Origin of the sequence: Vibrio mimicus CAIM 602 (genome assembly GCF_000338875.1) — a bacterium.
Taxonomy (GTDB): Bacteria; Pseudomonadota; Gammaproteobacteria; order Enterobacterales; family Vibrionaceae; genus Vibrio; species Vibrio mimicus.
This window is the reverse complement of sequence record NZ_AOMO01000044.1, coordinates 239,325-257,718: the sequence shown is the minus strand read 5'-3', so window position 1 is coordinate 257,718 and position 18,394 is coordinate 239,325. Positions and strand designations below refer to the sequence as shown.

General features: G+C 45.8%; 15 protein-coding genes and 1 pseudogene. 13 read left to right on the top strand and 3 right to left on the bottom strand.

Translation table 11 applies throughout. From position 1 onward, the window contains the following. Nucleotides 1-224 precede the first annotated feature (224 nt). From mscL to msrB, 3 genes are all read left to right on the top strand, one after another. Nucleotides 225-635, top strand: a complete 411-nt coding sequence (gene mscL / locus D908_RS05250; protein ID WP_000054761.1) for a large-conductance mechanosensitive channel protein MscL — start codon at nt 225-227, stop codon at nt 633-635. 230 nt (nt 636-865) lie between these two features. Then, nucleotides 866-2,614, top strand: coding sequence for a formate--tetrahydrofolate ligase (locus D908_RS05255; RefSeq protein ID WP_005525912.1), 1,749 nt, complete (start codon nt 866-868; stop codon nt 2,612-2,614). 141 nt (nt 2,615-2,755) lie between these two features. After that, nucleotides 2,756-3,892 (top strand): peptide-methionine (R)-S-oxide reductase MsrB, encoded by a 1,137-nt coding sequence (msrB, locus tag D908_RS05260; protein WP_005525910.1) that lies wholly within the window; start codon nt 2,756-2,758, stop codon nt 3,890-3,892. A gap of 80 nt (nt 3,893-3,972) precedes the next feature. Here msrB and folE read toward each other — a convergent pair whose 3' ends face one another. Next, complete coding sequence (gene folE / locus D908_RS05265) at nt 3,973-4,626, bottom strand: GTP cyclohydrolase I FolE (protein ID WP_000016196.1); 654 nt, start codon at nt 4,624-4,626, stop codon at nt 3,973-3,975. A gap of 151 nt (nt 4,627-4,777) precedes the next feature. Here folE and moeA point away from each other — a divergent pair. The 4 genes and pseudogenes from moeA to sseA all read left to right on the top strand — a co-directional run bounded on the left by moeA (nt 4,778) and on the right by sseA (nt 8,153). Further along, a pseudogene (moeA, locus tag D908_RS0119715) lies at nt 4,778-6,012 on the top strand (molybdopterin molybdotransferase MoeA). An 8-nt stretch (nt 6,013-6,020) separates the two neighbouring features. After that, nucleotides 6,021-6,779, top strand: a complete 759-nt coding sequence (moeB, locus tag D908_RS05270) for a molybdopterin-synthase adenylyltransferase MoeB (RefSeq protein WP_032467682.1) — start codon at nt 6,021-6,023, stop codon at nt 6,777-6,779. A 153-nt stretch (nt 6,780-6,932) separates the two neighbouring features. Continuing rightward, the gene (locus D908_RS05275) at nt 6,933-7,301 is read left to right on the top strand and encodes a VOC family protein (protein WP_005525904.1); all 369 of its coding nucleotides are present in this window, start codon (nt 6,933-6,935) and stop codon (nt 7,299-7,301) included. Nucleotides 7,302-7,322: 21 nt separating this feature from the next. After that, nucleotides 7,323-8,153 carry a 3-mercaptopyruvate sulfurtransferase gene (gene sseA, locus D908_RS05280; protein ID WP_005525901.1) on the top strand — a complete coding sequence of 277 codons (831 nt, stop codon included), beginning with the start codon at nt 7,323-7,325 and terminating at the stop codon, nt 8,151-8,153. A 197-nt stretch (nt 8,154-8,350) separates the two neighbouring features. On the opposite strand, the gene D908_RS05285 is transcribed toward sseA, so the two are convergent. Further along, a complete protein-coding gene (locus D908_RS05285) occupies nt 8,351-9,646 on the bottom strand; it encodes a glycoside hydrolase family 18 protein (protein WP_005525898.1) in 1,296 nt (431 codons plus the stop codon). Between the two features lie 123 nt (nt 9,647-9,769). Continuing rightward, entirely contained in the window at nt 9,770-10,762 is a 993-nt protein-coding gene (locus D908_RS05290; RefSeq protein WP_000078371.1) for a sugar-binding transcriptional regulator, read from the bottom strand. A 491-nt stretch (nt 10,763-11,253) separates the two neighbouring features. On the opposite strand from D908_RS05290, the gene tal reads away from it, so the two are divergent. From tal to D908_RS05320, 6 genes are all read left to right on the top strand, one after another. Then, nucleotides 11,254-12,204, top strand: a complete 951-nt coding sequence (gene tal / locus D908_RS05295; RefSeq protein ID WP_005525893.1) for a transaldolase — start codon at nt 11,254-11,256, stop codon at nt 12,202-12,204. Between the two features lie 96 nt (nt 12,205-12,300). Continuing rightward, nucleotides 12,301-14,295 (top strand): transketolase, encoded by a 1,995-nt coding sequence (tkt, locus tag D908_RS05300; protein ID WP_005525892.1) that lies wholly within the window; start codon nt 12,301-12,303, stop codon nt 14,293-14,295. A gap of 711 nt (nt 14,296-15,006) precedes the next feature. Further along, a complete protein-coding gene (locus tag D908_RS05305) occupies nt 15,007-16,236 on the top strand; it encodes an ankyrin repeat domain-containing protein (protein ID WP_005525890.1) in 1,230 nt (409 codons plus the stop codon). Next, on the top strand, nt 16,233-17,141 hold the full coding sequence (locus tag D908_RS05310; protein WP_005525887.1) for a radical SAM protein: 909 nt from the start codon (nt 16,233-16,235) through the stop codon (nt 17,139-17,141). Before D908_RS05305 ends, D908_RS05310 begins: the two co-directional genes overlap by 4 nt. Then, entirely contained in the window at nt 17,138-17,944 is an 807-nt protein-coding gene (locus D908_RS05315; protein WP_032467667.1) for an AAA family ATPase, read from the top strand. Before D908_RS05310 ends, D908_RS05315 begins: the two co-directional genes overlap by 4 nt. Before the next feature lie 68 nt (nt 17,945-18,012). Then, nucleotides 18,013-18,387: an HAD hydrolase family protein gene (locus D908_RS05320; RefSeq protein WP_005525884.1), complete on the top strand. Its 375-nt coding sequence runs from the start codon at nt 18,013-18,015 to the stop codon at nt 18,385-18,387. The last annotated feature ends 7 nt before the right edge of the window (nt 18,388-18,394 follow it).

Below are 18,394 nucleotides of genomic sequence, written 5' to 3'. Positions count from 1 at the left end.
TGCAGCGGTATGGGCTGCAACTCCAAGGGGTATAGCGATTTGTCCAATAAATGAAACGGCCGCATCAATAATGCTAGGTATATAAAATTTCTGGATGACGAGATTGCGAACAACCAAACAGCGCTATACCCTTGGTAACGTAATCGGTAGCAGAAAACCGTTAGCTTCTCCTGATACCGCTGTCACCTTCAATTCAACAATTTATTCAGTTTGGAGAAAACCCAATGAGCTTACTCAAAGAGTTCAAGGCTTTTGCATCTCGTGGCAATGTGATCGACATGGCAGTCGGTATCATCATTGGTGCGGCGTTTGGCAAAATAGTGTCGTCATTTGTGGCCGATATCATTATGCCGCCAATCGGTATTATTTTAGGCGGTGTGAATTTTAGCGATCTGAGTTTCGTATTACTTGCAGCGCAAGGTGATGCCCCTGCCGTAGTGATTGCCTACGGTAAATTTATCCAAACCGTGGTCGATTTTATGATTATCGCATTCGCCATTTTCATGGGTTTAAAAGCGATCAATAGCTTAAAACGCAAGGAAGAAGAAGCGCCTAAAGCCCCACCTGCGCCAACCAAAGATCAAGAACTGCTTTCTGAAATCCGTGATTTGTTAAAAGCACAACAAGATAAATAACTCTGGATTATTCACCCTTCTAAGGCGCTCAAGTGAGCGCCTTTTTCAATCACAACGAGTCAAAATGCTGTGAAAACAGCGTGCTTCAATTGATCAAAATCAGCAATCCGCTAAAATTCCAATCGCTCGCAGAATTCACTCCATAAGAATCTTTACAAGCCACAATTTATCGCTATGATTTGCGCGCAAACGTTTGCCTCACCATTTTAACCACTTCCGATGAGGGTTTTATGCTGCCAGATATTGAAATTTGCCGCGCTACATCACTAGCGCCTATCGATGCCATTGCTCAGAAAGCAGGATTACACGCTGACGAGTATGAAAGCCACGGCCTGCATAAAGCCAAAGTGTCACTGCATTGCCTAGAGAGATTGGCCAGTAAGCCTAAAGGCAAATTCATTCTTGTCACCGCAATTACTCCAACACCACTGGGCGAAGGAAAAACCGTCACCACTATTGGCTTAGCGCAAGGATTAGCCAAACTTAATCACTCGGTCATGGCGTGTATTCGCCAGCCCTCTATGGGGCCTATTTTTGGTGTAAAAGGCGGCGCTGCAGGTGGTGGTTATTCGCAGGTCGCACCAATGGAAGAACTCAACCTGCATTTAACCGGTGATATTCATGCCGTCACTGCGGCGCATAACCTTGCTGCGGCAGCGATTGATGCGCGGATTTATCACGAACAACGCCTCGGATATGACGATTTTGAGCGCCGCACTGGCATGCAAGCGCTGCGCATTGACCCCAAACAGGTCGTTTGGAAACGAGTGATGGATCATAACGATCGCGCGCTGCGCATGGTGACTGTCGGCCGCAATGAACCCGGAAAAAATATTAATGGTTATGAGCGCGAAGATGGTTTTGATATCTCTGCCGCATCCGAATTGATGGCCATTCTTGCTCTCGCCTCAGATCTGCGTGATTTGCGTCGCCGCATCGGTAATGTGGTGCTGGCTTATGATTTGGACGGTAATCCGGTCACTACAGAAGATCTGAAAGTGGCAGGTGCAATGGCCGTGAGCATGAAGGAAGCGATTGAACCGACCTTGATGCAAACCTTGGAAGGCGTACCAACGCTGATTCATGCTGGTCCGTTTGCAAATATCGCGCACGGTAACTCATCGATTATTGCCGATGAAATCGCCACCCGTTTGGCTGACTACACCGTTACCGAAGGCGGTTTTGGCTCCGATATGGGGTTTGAGAAAGCCTGTAACATCAAAGCGAAAGCTTCTGGTAAAACGCCAGATTGTGCCGTGATTGTCGCAACCTTACGTGGCTTGAAAGCCAATTCCGGGCTTTATGATTTGCGCCCCGGTCAAGCCGTACCGGATGCCCTCTTCGCTCCTGACAGCGCCGCCTTGCAAGCCGGTTTTGAAAACCTGAAATGGCATATTGATAACGTAAACCAGTATGGTGTGCCTGCTGTGGTAGCGATCAACCGCTTCCCACAAGATTGCACCGAAGAGCTGGATCAACTGGTTAAGCTGATTGAATCCCTCCCCAACCGTGTATCCGTGGCAATTTCTGAAGGCTTTGCACAAGGTGGCGAAGGCACAAAATTGCTTGCAGAAAAAGTCGTTAAGCAGTGCCAAAACCATTCTCAGTTTACACCGCTCTACCATTCAGACATGCCATTGGATGAAAAACTCAAAGCGGTGGCCATGAAAGGCTATGGCGCGGCAGAGATTTCCCTGAGTGATAAAGCCGCGCAACAATTGGCAAAACTGCAAGCTCAAGGCTTTGATCATCTTGCAGTCTGTTTGGCCAAAACACCGCTTTCTATTTCCACCGATCCTGCGATTAAAGGGGCTCCACGAGATTTTATCGTACCGATCCGTGAACTGCGTTTATGTGCAGGTGCAGAATTTGTCTACGCCTTGTGTGGCAGCGTAATGACCATGCCAGGACTGCCTGAAAAGCCTTCTTTTATGTCACTCGATATCGATCAAGACGGCAATATTGTCGGCCTAAGTTAACCACGTTTGTTATCTACGCCGTGTTGTCACTTGATGCACGGCATTATCCTCAAGATAAAAAGTCCCCTCCAACGCTGAAATTTCTGATCCTGTTTGCCGTTCTTTTTCTATAACTTTGTAAAGAACCAAAAGGAAATGCTCATGAAACGACTCTTTGCTTGGGGAGCTCCACTATTCGCTTTGGTTGCGCTTACCCTCTCTCTGTTTAGTCAAGCCGATACAAAACCAGGTGCGATGCCACCAACTACAGACGGTTATCAACAAGCCACACTCGCTGGTGGCTGCTTCTGGTGTACAGAATCCGATATGGAGAAGCTGCCCGGTGTAGTGGACGTGGTTTCTGGCTACGCGGGTGGACACGTGGATAACCCTACTTACAAGCAAGTCTCTTCTGGTAAAACGGGACACATTGAAGTGATCCAAGTGACTTTTGACCCGAAGATCGTCAGTTATGAACAAGTGCTGGATCAGTTTTTCCGTCATATTGACCCAACCGATGACCAAGGCTCGTTTGTCGATCGCGGTTCACAATATCGCCCCGCTATTTTCTATCACAACGCAGAGCAACTTGACGTGGCTAAGCGCTTTATGATGGAAATTGACCAACTCGGTATTTTCAAGAAACCACTCAAAACTGAATTAATCGAGTTCAAAAAATTCTGGCCTGCCGAAGATTACCATCAGGACTATTACAAAAAGAGCAAAGTTCGCTACAACTACTATCGCTATGCTTCTGGCCGCGATCAGTATTTGGATGAAATTTTCGGTGCCGACCGAAATGAAAAACCGAAAACCCTTCGCCAGTTGATTGATGAAAAAAATGGGCAAGCTAACGTCAAAACTTATGTGCGTCCATCAGATGATCAGATCCGCGCTAAACTGACCAGCTTACAATACAAGGTGACTCAGCACGAAGGCACAGAACGTCCATTCGATAATGAATATTGGGACAATAAAGAAGAAGGCATTTACGTTGATATTGTGTCGGGTGAACCGCTGTTTTCTTCTACCGACAAATACAAATCAGGAACCGGTTGGCCGAGTTTCACCAAGCCAATCGATTCAAGTTACATTGTCACCAAAGATGACACTAAACTCTTTTACACCCGCACAGAAGTCCGTAGCCGCTTCGCCGATTCACACCTTGGACATGTGTTTGATGATGGCCCTGCCCCAACTGGCTTACGTTACTGCATGAACTCCGCCGCGATGCGTTTCATCCCTAAACAAGAGATGGCAGCGCAAGGCTACGGCGAATATCTAGCACTGTTCAAATAACGTCTTAATTAGTCCTATCCCCGAAAAGCAATCAGCCCTCAAATTGAGGGCTGATTAATATTCACTTTTAAGATAATGAATTAACGCAAACCATGTAGGAATTCGGCACGCGTCGCTGGGTTAGATTTGAAAATACCCCCCAACGCCGTTGTTGTGGTCACGCTAGTTGCATCCATCACACCGCGGGATTTTACGCAGTAATGCGTAGCATCAATCGTTACCGCCACATCATCGGACTCAAGCAGCGCTTGTAGCGCGACTAAGATTTGTTGCGTCATACGCTCTTGCACCTGCGGGCGTTGCGCAAAAAAGCGCACAATGCGGTTAATTTTCGATAAGCCGATAATTTTGCCGCGTGGAATATAGGCCACGGCGGCTGTCCCATCGATGGTGACTAAGTGGTGCTCACAAGTACTGGTCAGCGTGATGTCTTTGACTTTGACCATCTCGCTCACTTTCATTTTGTTTTCGATAACAGTGATCTTGGGGAAGTTGGCGTAATCCAATCCCGAGAAAATCTCATCCACATACATTTTTGCAATGCGTTGTGGTGTCTCTTCCAAACTGTCATCAGTAAGGTCCAGTCCGAGCAGGTTGAGGATCTCACGCATGTGATGTTCGATTTTATCCTTTTTCTCTGCTGGGCTCGCCAAGCTAGGTTGCATTGGAGTTTCCAACCCACGGCGCTCTAGCGCATCTTTCACCAACTTCGCGGATTCGCTAAGACCTGACATTCCTCTACCTCTTAAATACCCCTTTCGGATGGCTGACAAGAATACTCGGATTTAGCGACAATTACACCCCAAAATTCACGTGGATTCTGCATCGCAGAAGGATTCTGTGCTACAGTTTGCCGCAAAAGAACAACAACATAGGACATTCCCGATGGGCTGTTGCGATGCTCCCGGCTTAATGCCGATTGAAGATGCGCTTGAGAAAATGCTGTCACGTATTCAACCCGTGCAAACCACTTTACGTTTGCCTCTGCCTGAGGCGCTCGGCTATGTGCTCGCCGAGGCGATCTTATCGCCCATTCATGTGCCACCGTTTGATAACTCAGCGATGGATGGTTATGCCGTACGACGCGCAGAATTGGCACAACAAAAACCGCTGCCCGTAGCGGGAAAATCTTTTGCGGGTCAGCCTTTTGACGCTGAATGGCCACCGATGACTTGCGTGCGCATCATGACTGGGGCACAAATTCCCGCCGGTTGTGATGCCGTGATCATGCAAGAGCAAGCGACCATCACTGAAGAGGGTGTGGTGTTCTGCCAGCATGAGGTCAAACTCAATGACAACATCCGCCCGACGGGTGACGACATCCGCCAAAACGATGTGGTGCTGGAACGCGGCGCGCGCTTAACCGCACGTGATATTCCGATGATTGCGACTCTCGCATTAGCCATGTCACCGTCTATCGCAAACCGAAAGTCGCGTTTTTCTCCACCGGAGATGAGCTCAAACCACTCGGTGAACCGCTGCAAGCCGGACAAATTTACGACAGCAACCGCTACGGCATTAAACCGCTGATTGAAAACTTCGGCTGCGAAGCGATTGATCTCGGCATCGTGCCAGATTGCCCTGCAACTCTGAAAGCCACGTTTGAGCAAGCGCAAAGCTTGGCAGATGTGGTGGTCACCTCCGGCGGTGTCAGCGTGGGTGAAGCCGATTACACCAAAGATATTTTGGAAGAGCTGGGTGAAATCGGCTTTTGGAAACTGGCGATCAAACCAGGTAAACCTTTTGCATTTGGTGCATTGCAGGATGCATGGTTTTGCGGTTTACCGGGCAATCCTGTTTCTGCCGTACTGACCATGTACGTGCTCGTGCAACCTATGCTTGCCAAATTAGCGGGACACAGTGCTTGGCAAGCCCCAGAATCTATCCCGGCGATCACGCGCAGCCCCTTTAAAAAAGCACCGGGACGTACTGATTTCCAACGCGGCATTTACCGCATTGAAAATGGCCAATTCGTGGTGGAAAGCACAGGCAACCAAAGCTCTGGCGCATTCCGATCGATGAGCTTGGCTAACTGCTTTGTGGTGCTTGAGCGTGAACGTGGGCGCGTGGAAGTCGGCGAAACAGTTCAAATCCAACTGTTTAACCCAACCCTGTACTAGGAGTGATGGTGGATATTCTCAGCGATGCAGAAATGCTGCGTTACAACCGACAGATCATTCTCAAAGCGTTTGATTTTGAAGGACAAGAGAAGCTAAAGCAGAGCTCAATACTGATCCTCGGTGCGGGTGGTTTAGGCTGTGCGAGTAGCCAATACCTAGCAACGGCGGGTGTCGGTCACATCACTTTAATTGATGATGATGTGGTTGAACTCTCTAACCTCCAGCGTCAAGTGCTACACCATGATGCGGATATTGGCCGCGCGAAAGTCGATTCGGCCGCCGATTCGCTACATCTACTCAATCCGCATCTGCAGGTTGAAACGATCCAAGCACGTTTGAGTGATGACGAATTGGACGCGCTGATTGCACGCCACGATCTGGTGCTGGATGCTTGCGATAATGTCGACACACGCAATCAGCTCAATCGCCTCTGCTTTAAGCACAAAACACCGCTGGTTTCCGGTGCAGCAATTCGCATGGAAGGCCAAGTGAGCGTGTTTATGTATCAAGATCCCGCGCAGCCTTGCTATCAATGCTTAAGCGCCCTATTCGGCTCATCGGCACTCAGTTGCGTTGAAGCGGGTGTGATGGCTCCGGTGGTAGGCATTATTGGTGCAGTTCAAGCAATGGAAGCCATTAAGGTGCTGACTGAATTAGGTACACCTAAGCAAGGTAAGATCTTGATCCTTGATGCGATGAGCATGACATGGCGAGAAATGAACCTGATGAAACTTCCTCAGTGTCCTGTCTGTCATACATCAGAGTGACCGAGCTAAATGTTTGAGAACAGATAGAGTGTGGCAACACTCCAATTTTGGGGTGTTGCCATTCTTCTGCCGCCAAAACTGTGGGTGGCTCGCTGGTTCAGCATCATAAAGGTCGCTACAGTTACCTCAGTTGATGTGTTAAGGAGAGTCGCTATGCCCAATCTCGATGTGCTTGAAATCAAATCCTTTGTTCCTGCTCAGGACTTTACTGCCTCCAAACAGTTTTACTTATCCCTCGGTTTTGAACTGATTTCAGAATTTGGCGATGTGGCTTATTTGCGTTTAGGTCAATGCGCTTTTTTGCTGCAAAACACCCATCAGCGCCCACATCAAGGGAATACTATGATGCATCTGTTAGTGGAAGATGCGCAAAGCTGGTTCGATCACGTCAAAACTTTGCAACTCGAAGAGCGTTTTGAAAGCAAAGTGACCAATTTAGTCACTCAACCTTGGGGCATGCTGGAGTTTTGTTTGGTTGACCCGAGTGATGTTCTGTGGCGTATTGGTCAACGTATTGTGTAATCACAAAAATAAGGAATAACAATGACTTCCCCACTCGTCACGGCGCAATGGCTGCAACAACATCTGCACGACCCCAATTTGGTGATCCTCGATAGCAGCATCGAGTTTCAAATTCCAACCGAGTCTGAAAAAGATTGGGTCAACAAGATCCCTAATGCGCAGCGCTTTGATTACGACAAAGTCTTTTGCGACCCTGATTCGCCCTTGCCGCACATGATGCCTTCTGAGGAGCGCTTTAACACTCTCGCTCGCGAACTGGGTATCAACCAAGATTCCTTTATTGTGGTGTACGACAACAGCGGCACGTTTGCCTCTCCCCGAGCATGGTGGATGTTCAAAGCCATGGGACATCACAAGGTGTATATCCTCAATGGCGGATTAACCGAATGGAAGGCTCAGAGTTACAACGTCACTCAAAACTATCGTGAACCCACAACAAAAGGGAACTTTGACGGCAAACTCAACCCACAAGCCTTTGTTGATGCGAGTTATGTTCTCAAACAGATCGATAATCCACATAGCCAAACCATTGATGCTCGCGGATTAGCGCGCTTTTTCGGTGAAGTGCCAGAACCTCGCCCCGGCGTGCGCAGTGGGCATATTCCCGGCTCATCCTGCTTGCCTTTTGCAGAACTCATCACTGGTCACAAGCTAAAAGAGCAAGCCGAGCTACGCCCGCTACTGACTCATATGTTGCCCGACACCGCCCAAGAATATCTGTTTAGCTGTGGCTCAGGCGTGACCGCATGTATTGTGCTGCTCGCGGCGTATGTGTGCGGCTATCAAAACCTCTCGGTTTACGATGGTTCGTGGACAGAATGGGGACAACGGCAAGATCTGCCGATTGAGTAATGTCTAAACATACAAACATTAGAAATAATATACCCAAACTACTTGGAGTTGCAGGTAGGCGGCAAGTGAGTGACTCCCCATGAGCATAGACAAACTATGTGATTGGGGTGAGTGAACGCAGCCAACACCGCTGCAGCTTTAAGTAGGAAGGAGATAAAGGCCACTGAAGTGGCCTTTGTTTTGTGTACCCAACAATATTATTTGATCGATTCAAACATGGTTTGAGTCAGCTTGCCAGATGGATCGCCAGAGAGTTCCCAAGTGAAAATACCACCGAGCTTTTGCTCTTTCGCCCATTTGGCTTTCGCGGCTACCGAGCGTTCATCTTCAAAACTGATGAAGACTTTCTTCTCAGGGTTCCACAAGTACGGTGCGTGTGAGGCTTCGTCATAATGATATTGATAGCCTTGCTGCGCCGTGTAGTTATTCATCAAATCCCAATACATGAAGTAACCATTTTCGGTCGTGCCAAACTGCGCACCCTGCTCGGAGCTTAGCTCCGCAGTGGGCAAACCACCGTCATACTCTTTGGTACCTTGCCAGCCACGACCGTAATAAGCCGCACCAATCACCAATTTTTCACGTGGGATGCCCAGCTCGATCATCTGATTAATAAACACATCCGAGCCCATTCCCCACCAACTACGTTCGGTGGCGTGCAAATTAGTAACGTGACCCGTTTGTGGCCCCCATCCGCCAAGGTAATCGTAAGTCATGGCAAACATGTTGGTTAAATAAGGCGCTGCGGCTGGCCAATCAATTTGCGCCGCTTTTGCGCCAACACCGACCGCAGTGGAAAGCTCATATTCACGCTGTTTAGTTTTGCCTAACGCATCCAATTCCGCACGCAGAGTTTTCACTAAGTGGGTGAATGCGGCTTTTTCTGTGGCCATTTGCTCATCGCTAAGCTTGGTTTCAGGGTTCCAAGGTGAGGTGGTTAAGCCGCCGCCACCGGGGTATTCCCAATCGAGATCCACACCATCAAAGAAATCGTACTGCGCGATTAACTGAGCTGCCGTTTTGGCAAACTGCTCGATCGATTTAGGATCTTTCGCCATTGCGTGGAATGGCTCTGACATGGTCCAGCCACCAAAGGAAGGCAAAATTTTCAGTTGTGGATGATCCGCTTTCAACTGTGCTAACTGAGCAAAGTGGCCTTTGTAAGGAACATTCACTTTGACTGCGCCAAAGTCTTTCTCCAACGCCGCTTCTGTATCCACCACAATGGCGGTGAAATCTGGCTTGCCTTTACACTGCTCAGCGACCAGTTTTTGTACCGTTTCATTCGCGCCTTTGTGCGGGCCACACATGCTCAAAAACGCGTAGATCACATGAGTCAGGTTCTCGGCAGGAATATCTTTTACAACGTAGGGATTGGCTGAATTGGCGTATTGCCAATCGGCAAAATACCCCGCGACCACAGGTTGATTAGCGAGCACCGCATGGCTGCACAATGCAGTAAATAACGCGGTAGCAATGACTGTTTTTTTCATATTTAGAGCCTCCGTTTCACTGCCTCCAATACAGCAAATTTACGTAGACTTGACTAAAAAACATGCAGAACATGCGAGCCAGTGTTAAAAACTGACTCGCTTTTTCATCGATTTCATTCAACCTTATGAACTTAATGCCGTTTGCATCTGCTCATCTAAGTTGAGCACGGTCAAAGCGTTACTCACACTGGTCGCGATCACATCAATCGCACCGGTGCGCAGTGCGCCCAAAAGAGCAAGCGGTTTACTGTTTTCCGCCGCAATCGCGATCACTTCGGCAATTGGGCGGAACTCATCAATCCCCAAACCAATCACACGGTCATTCATCACGGTATTCGCGATGCGTCCGTGCACATCAAAAAAGTCATGCCCTGCGAAATCACCGACCACACCTTGACTTAAGCGTGATTGCACCACTTCTTCCGGCGTAAACCAGCCAAGGTCAACCATGTAGCTGTTTTCACTCATATCCCCAATCCCGACCAATGCAATGTCCGCTTTACGAGCAAGATCGAGCGTTTGCTTCACCGTGCTATTTTGCATGAACACCCGTTTCTGCTCCGGGTTTTCTGCGTAGGCCGGCGCGTACAAGGTTTCCGAACTGCCGCCGTATTTTTTGGCTAGCTGGCGGCAAATATGGTCGGCGTTAAACATGCCGCCGCGTGGGTGAATCCCCCCGATGCTGCACACAAATTTGCAATCTCGTGGAGTGATCACCCCAACATGGTGTGCTACGGCCGACACATTACGCCCCTGCCCAACGGTCACCACCATGCCGTTTTTTAGCGTACTGGTGAGATAGTTGGACACCAAACCCGCTACTTGTTGGCGCTGCGCTTCATCATTTGGCTGATCAAGCGCAATCAGGGCGCGGCGCACACCAAAACGCTCAATCAAACGTTGCTCGATTTTGGCGCTAAACACCGGATGGTACTTCACGGTAATTTCGACTATCCCTTCATCACGGGCTTGTTTGAGTAAACGACCCACTTTGGCCCGCGAGATCGCGTACTTTTTGGAAATCTCTTCCTGTGTTGCGCCATCTTGATAGTAAGAGACGGCGATTTCAGTCAGCAGATCGGTACTTTCAACCGAAATCTCTGGAATTTGACTCATGGTGCTATCCTTTCTGTAGCAGCGACTTTTTATCCGTCCCACAAACATGGTTTATAAACCAGCGTTGCGTTCTAAACACAGTTCGTGTTCAAAACAAGAATGCGCGCTATGTTACTCATCTTTCAGAAGTGAGCAAATGATCTTAGTCATAACATTTTCTCACTCAAGATAAGCAACCAAGATCGAGGTACTTCCGTTCACCTCAAATTTGAGCAAACGATTTAATGACAATAAGGGCTTCGCAGGGCGAAAAAAACTCCGTTCAACGCGTCATAAACTGGGTTGTTGAATTGACTTTCCCCACAGATAAGATAAATATGGCTCCATCATTTACTCAGCGAACGAGCAAATGTTCAGAGCAAAAGTTCGGGCGCTGAAAATTTTGCATTTACTGACTCGCACTCTTCTTCAATAGAGATATTGAGTCATTCAACTGCTTGCCCTATCTGACCTTCATCGGCAGATAAGCCCAACGAAATAGGACAATCGAAATGAGCAATAAATTAGCGCAACTTCGTAAACTGACCACAGTAGTGGCTGACACTGGTGAAATTGATGCAATCAAAAAATACCAGCCAGAAGACGCAACAACTAACCCTTCTCTGATTCTTAAAGCTGCGCAGATTGCTGAATACGCACCTCTGATTGATCAAGCTATCGCCTACGCAAAAACTCAAAGCAACGACAAAGCACAACAAGTACAAGACACTTGTGACATGCTGGCGGTTAACATCGGTAAAGAAATCCTAAAAACCATTCCGGGCCGTATCTCTACTGAAGTTGACGCACGTCTTTCTTACGATATGGAACGCAGCGTTGCTAAAGCACGTCAGCTAGTAAAAATGTACAACGATGCTGGCATCACCAACGATCGTATCCTGATCAAACTGGCTTCAACTTGGGAAGGCATCCGCGCTGCGGAAATTCTTGAGAAAGAAGGCATCAACTGTAACCTGACTCTGCTGTTCTCTTTCGCACAAGCGCGTGCGTGTGCTGAAGCAGGCGTGTTCCTGATCTCTCCTTTCGTTGGCCGCATCATGGACTGGTACAAAGCCAAAGAAGGCCGTGATTTCGCAGCAAATGAAGACCCAGGTGTGCTGTCAGTAACCAAGATCTACAACTACTACAAAGAGCATGGCTACAAAACTGTCGTAATGGGTGCAAGCTTCCGTAACATCGGCGAGATCCTAGAACTGGCTGGTTGTGACCGCCTGACTATCGCGCCTTCTCTACTGGCTGAACTTGAAGCCGCTGAAGGTGAAGTAGTTGAGAAACTGGTTGATTCACAAGGCACGAAAGCTCGCCCTGCGCCAATGACGCACAGCGAATTCCTGTGGGAACACAACCTAGACGCTATGGCCGTTGAGAAGCTGGCTGAAGGCATCCGTAACTTCGCGGTTGACCAAGGCAAACTGGAAGCGATGATCGCTGCTAAGCTGTAATCCTGATTTTGAAGCGAGCTCCGGCTCGCTTCTTTCTGCTTTTTATTTTTGTTGAACGCACTCTGTTCAACCTCCTTTATTGAAATGAGTAACACTATGAATCGCAAACAACTTGCCAATGCTATCCGTGCCCTGAGCATGGACGGCGTTCAAAAAGCTAACTCTGGCCACCCGGGAGCCCCAATGGGCATGGCGGATATCGCCGAAGTGCTGTGGCGTTCACACTTAAACCACAACCCACAAAACCCAAATTGGGCTGACCGCGACCGTTTCGTACTGTCTAACGGCCACGGCTCAATGCTGATTTACTCGCTGCTGCACCTGAGCGGCTACGAGCTGTCGATTGACGATTTGAAAAACTTCCGTCAACTGCACTCAAAAACGCCGGGTCACCCAGAATACGGTTATGCACCAGGCATCGAGACTACTACTGGCCCACTGGGTCAAGGCATCACCAATGCCGTAGGTATGGCGATTGCAGAGAAAGCACTGGCAGCGCAGTTCAACAAACCGGGTCACGACATCGTTGACCACTTCACTTATGTATTCATGGGTGACGGCTGTTTGATGGAAGGCATTTCGCATGAAGCCTGTTCACTGGCGGGTACGCTGGGTCTGGGCAAACTGATTGCGTTCTGGGATGACAACGGTATCTCTATCGACGGTCACGTGGAAGGCTGGTTCTCAGACGACACGCCAAAACGTTTTGAAGCCTACGGTTGGCATGTGATCCCTGCGGTTGACGGCCACGATGCAGATGCAATTAACGCTGCGATTGAAGCGGCGAAAGCAGAAACGTCTCGCCCAACGCTGATTTGTACCAAAACCATCATCGGTTTCGGCTCTCCAAACAAAGCGGGCTCGCACGATTGTCACGGTGCGCCTCTGGGCAACGATGAAATCAAAGCCGCCCGTGAATTCTTGGGTTGGGAATACGCTCCGTTTGAAATCCCGGCTGACATCTACGCCGAGTGGGATGCCAAAACAGCAGGTGCAAGCAAAGAAGCGGCTTGGGATGAGAAATTCGCGGCTTACGCGAAAGCTTACCCAGCCGAAGCTGCGGAATACAAGCGCCGTGTAGCCGGTGAACTGCCAGCCAACTGGGAAGCAGCCACCAGCGCAATCATCGCTGAACTGCAAGCCAACCCAGCCAACATCGCATCACGTAAAGCATCACAAAATGCGTTGGAAGCGTTCGGCAAATTGCTACCAGAATTTATGGGCGGTTCAGCCGACCTAGCGCCTTCTAACCTCACCATGTGGTCGGGTTCTAAGTCGTTAGAAGCAAGCGACTTCTCTGGTAACTACATCCACTACGGTGTGCGTGAGTTTGGTATGACCGCCATCATCAACGGTATCGCGCTGCACGGTGGTTTTGTGCCTTACGGTGCGACCTTCCTGATGTTCATGGAATACGCGCGTAACGCCATGCGTATGGCGGCACTGATGAAAGTGCAAAACATCCAAGTGTACACCCATGACTCGATTGGTCTGGGTGAAGATGGTCCAACCCACCAACCAGTTGAGCAAATCGCTTCCCTGCGTATGACGCCAAACATGAGCACATGGCGTCCATGTGACCAAGTAGAATCGGCAGTGGCTTGGAAACTGGCGATTGAGCGTAAAGACGCGCCATCAGCGCTGATTTTCTCGCGTCAAAACCTCGCGCAGCAACCACGCAGTGCTGAGCAAGTCGCGAACATCGCCAAAGGCGGTTACATCCTGAAAGATTGCGCAGGTCAACCTGAGCTTATCCTGATTGCGACAGGCTCTGAAGTGGAACTCGCGGTTGCCGCTTACGAGCAACTGAGCGCTGAAGGTAAAGCGGTTCGCGTGGTGTCTATGCCATCCACCGATGCATTTGATAAGCAAGATGCCGCTTACCGTGAAGCAGTTCTGCCAGCGGCAGTGACTAAGCGTATCGCGATTGAAGCGGGCATTGCCGACTTCTGGTACAAGTATGTCGGCTTTGGTGGTCGCATCATCGGTATGACCAGCTTTGGTGAATCAGCGCCAGCGGGTGAGCTGTTCAAACTGTTTGGCTTCACTACCGAGAACGTAGTGAAACAAGCCAAAGAACTGCTGGCGTAATTGAAAGGCATTCTTTGTGCAGCAAAGAAAAATAGACGATAAAAAATCCCGCTGCGGCGGGATTTTTTTGTTTTAAGGAACGCCTTATTACTCTCTTTTAAGAGGAGGAAATAGAATTTTACTTGCATTAACAGCCAAATATGAGTTGTGATTCATATTCACACTGAATCACTTATGGACAATTCTGAGTCAGTGACTTTGCTAAATTAGCTATTCAAGGATAACTTTTGGTATCTCAAAACGTAATCAGCCACCGCTTTTTGTGGTGGCTTAGATGCACAGTTTTGAACAATTCTAAGCATATTCGCTCCGTGGTATCAGGTTAATTTGATGCAGAATTTTCGGTAGAGCATTCAAAACACTCTCCCTGAAGCGCTTACGCCCTAAAGTTAGTTTCCAGTAGGAATATCCCCCTGCCGTAACTGAATTTTATTCTTCCCAATTTTACTGATGTGATTCATTCGGGATTAAATATCTTAACTTTGGATTGTGAAGTGCAATACATGGAAGCCTCTACTGCTCTTATAAAAGTTCCGCAGAATCTGTTTGAGAAATTTTAGATATCCCAGCCCCAAAACGTGTCACGCATAGTTACACGCTGTAAAGTATTTATACATCCGCAACTTGTTTCTTGTGTCTATGCGAACACTCCGTTATGTTTCAATACACATAAGGCGCTGATTGCATAGTAAAAGGATGAGAATGTAAATTATGCTGACAGAACTAATAGGAAAGAACATCAAAACATTTAGAGATGAACAAAAGCTGTCTCAAAAAGAACTTGCAGAACAACTTAACGTTGCTAGACCTGTGATATCAAATTGGGAAAACGGGAAAAATGAGCCATCTTCGTCCCAGTTGCTCAAACTATCGAAAATATTCAAAACTTCAACTGATGAGTTAGTCGGCAACACTTCAATCAAGAAGAAGGTTATCGTTGTAGATACTTCTGCATTGATCAAAAGACCCTCGATCATTGACGAACTTGAAGAGTTCTTCGAGGAAGTAGTGATACCAGAAGTAGTCATCTCAGAATTGAACAATTTGAAAGATAGGGGCAACCCTTCTACAAAACAAAAAGCTTGGTTGGTAATGAAATCTATTACTGAGAAGAAAGCCAATTTTCGTATTGAAAAAACCATCAAAACCGATGGAAACAATGATGAGAAGATCGCAGATGTAGCAATCAAGAGATCTAAAGCCTGCCCTTACGATGATGTGTATTTGTTAAGTGATGATATCTATTTTCAGTTCTTGACTAGAGAACCAAGAAATCTAGCAGCAATTACCCCCAATATGTACATAGAGAAGTTCCACACCAGAGACAACGATTATGATGTTGTACGCTCTATTGAGTTCGGCTCTTTAGTGAAAGGAAAGAAACTTCAACAAATTATGGATTTCGATATGCAAGGAGTTGATGTTAATTTTCATAGTCCTGATAGTGGCTTAACACCACTAATTTCTGCTGTACGAAATCGTGATCTCCCAATGATTAAATACCTTCTTACACTAAAAGAAATTAATCTTGATGTTAGGGACAAGCACAAGTACCGATTCTCAGCTATCCACCACGCCACACAGATAAAAAAAATTGAAGTGATAAAGCTATTGGTTGAAAACGGAGCGGATTTTGACTACGGGAGTGGAGGGAAAAATGCAGGTAATACACCATTAATGATTGCTGCATGGAGCGGCTTTCTACAAGCAGCAGATTACTTTTTATCTCACGACTCTTGTACGAACCAACAAGATAATAACGGTTACACTCCTTTAATGAAGGCTTGCATTAAGCACGATTTTAAAATGGTGGAAAAGCTAATTAACAGAACCGACTTAATGATTAGATGTAGAGATAACAAAACTGCAATTGACTATTTAGACGCTAACAATCCAAAAAGTAGTGCGATATTTGAATTATTCAAGGAAAAGTTAAAGTGATTGATCGAGCTTGTATTTCACTAGGAGAGAAATGTAACTTGAAGTGTGCTTACTGTCATTTTCATAATGAAGATAACGGAAAGTTAAGTGGAGTTCCACAGGAATTTACTACTGATGAGTTAATAAAAATAGCTAAAAACCTAAATGACTATGCAGTAATTAACAATCTGAACACGTTCAAAGTTGGGATAGTCGGTTCAGGTGAGCCAATATTACAATATAGAAAGATTGTTGGTCTTATCGAATATGTAAAAAATAACAATCTTGATCGGTTAGCGTTTTATACCATAACAAATGGAACAATATTAACTGATAAGATGATGAGTTTTTTCTTTGAGCACAAGGATTCGATAAAGATGTGCTTTTCATTAGATGGTTATGAAGAGCTTCATAACCTAGGTCGAGAAAAATATAACGTTGTTATTAAAGGTATCAAAAGGTATGAGTCTAAATTTGGTCATAAGCCGCCTATAAACTGTACTGTACATAATAGAACAATCTCAAATAAAACTAAACTTAAACGTTATCTTGAAGAAAATAACTTTAAAGATGTAACGTTCTCACGCCTTTTTGACTCTCACGATGAAACTATGACGGTATCAAAAGACGAATATCAATCATTACTTGAAGAATTTAAAGGTAGTCAGTTCGAGGTGCGCCAACTCGATGAAAATAACAAAAAGAAATATGACTGTACAATGTATGGCACACTATGTGGAGTAGGTCGAACCAATATCTTCGTCACTAAACGTGGTATCTATCCGTGTGGCAGGTTCTATGGGAATGAAGATTATAATTATGGTGCATTTGATATGGCTCTGGAAAATTTAGAGTTTCAAATGGGTAAGATGAAGCCTCTAGAGGACGGTGAATGTTACTACGATAAGTATGTTGAGGTTAAATGATGAAGTTAGCTATCTATGGTGTATCTAGGGCTGGTAAAGACTATTTAATCAAGAACGTAATAGCCCATTTACATGAAACTACTCTGTTGACTGCGATTCATATTGAAGGTTCAAAGACATTGAATGCTCTTGCTCAAGAAATGTTCCAAAAAACCTTTAAAAGTCTCGATGAATCAAACAAAAATACTTTACGAGAAAAATTCACTGAGATTGTGAATAAAAAAAATTCAGAATACGATCTCGTGTTAGTAGATGGCCATTATTCTTTTATAGATGGTGATTATTATAAGGTAGTATTTACTGAACAGGATGAAAATGTTTACGACCACTTTTTCTATTTGGACACGCCATCAGAATTGATTGTAGAATTTTCAAGAAAAAGCACAGGAGAAAAGAGAAACTTAGATATTACTGTAGAACAAGTACGAAATTGGAAAAAGTTTGAGAAATTCGAGTTAGATAAAATCTGCAATAATCACAACAAAGAGCTAGTTATCTTAGATGAAGAAACTGAATCTAGTGTTAAATTTATTTCTTTTTGGTTGGACTCATATTTATCAAAATTTTGTAATCAAACCTCCGCTCTTAGTTTTTATAAAGAAAATAAAGAGCTGCTAAATAAATCAACTCAGATTATCCTTGTTGACTGTGATAAGACCGTTTCAATTAATGATGGGACTTATGACTTTTGTAGGTATTTAGAAATAAAGAAAGAAGAGTTAAAGTCTATATTTAGAAATGATAGGTATACTTCATATCAATTTTTAAAGTTTGGAATCTATACAAAAGTAAAAATCCTATAAAAATAGGAGAATCAGTTACTCAAACTGTACAAAATATAAACCTTAGCCAGAGTGTATTCGACTATTTAATGAATCAGAAAGACTCTATTGTTATCGGTGTTACATCAGGTGTATTCGATATTTGGAATTTAATTAATGAAAAGTATAAAATTTTTGATGTGTTGTTAGGTAACACTTGTAAATCAGAATTTGAATACCTTGTTACTCCATTATTCAAGAAAGAAATAGCGAGTTTACTAAGAGAAAAAGGTAAACACGTAGTAGCGATTGGTGATTCTATGATTGACATTCCAATGTTAGAAGCAGCAGATCAAGGGTATTTGATTGCTCACGAAAAACTAAACAAAGCTGTAGAATCTTATTTAACTGGAGTGGAGTGTACAAATATTAAACAAATATTTGACATTGGGGTGTCTTATAACCTTGAAAATGCGGTGAACTAGAAGAAGT

Bases quoted from the DNA above. Each gene is read 5' to 3' on its own strand.
- mscL (WP_000054761.1), top strand. From the start codon at position 225: ATGAGCTTACTCAAAGAGTTCAAGGCTTTTGCATCTCGTGGCAATGTG.
- D908_RS05255 (WP_005525912.1), top strand. From the start codon at position 866: ATGCTGCCAGATATTGAAATTTGCCGCGCTACATCACTAGCGCCTATC.
- msrB (WP_005525910.1), top strand. From the start codon at position 2,756: ATGAAACGACTCTTTGCTTGGGGAGCTCCACTATTCGCTTTGGTTGCG.
- folE (WP_000016196.1), bottom strand. From the start codon at position 4,626: ATGTCAGGTCTTAGCGAATCCGCGAAGTTGGTGAAAGATGCGCTAGAG.
- D908_RS05275 (WP_005525904.1), top strand. From the start codon at position 6,933: ATGCCCAATCTCGATGTGCTTGAAATCAAATCCTTTGTTCCTGCTCAG.
- sseA (WP_005525901.1), top strand. From the start codon at position 7,323: ATGACTTCCCCACTCGTCACGGCGCAATGGCTGCAACAACATCTGCAC.
- D908_RS05285 (WP_005525898.1), bottom strand. From the start codon at position 9,646: ATGAAAAAAACAGTCATTGCTACCGCGTTATTTACTGCATTGTGCAGC.
- D908_RS05290 (WP_000078371.1), bottom strand. From the start codon at position 10,762: ATGAGTCAAATTCCAGAGATTTCGGTTGAAAGTACCGATCTGCTGACT.
- tal (WP_005525893.1), top strand. From the start codon at position 11,254: ATGAGCAATAAATTAGCGCAACTTCGTAAACTGACCACAGTAGTGGCT.
- tkt (WP_005525892.1), top strand. From the start codon at position 12,301: ATGAATCGCAAACAACTTGCCAATGCTATCCGTGCCCTGAGCATGGAC.
- D908_RS05305 (WP_005525890.1), top strand. From the start codon at position 15,007: ATGCTGACAGAACTAATAGGAAAGAACATCAAAACATTTAGAGATGAA.
- D908_RS05315 (WP_032467667.1), top strand. From the start codon at position 17,138: ATGATGAAGTTAGCTATCTATGGTGTATCTAGGGCTGGTAAAGACTAT.
- D908_RS05320 (WP_005525884.1), top strand. From the start codon at position 18,013: ATGAATCAGAAAGACTCTATTGTTATCGGTGTTACATCAGGTGTATTC.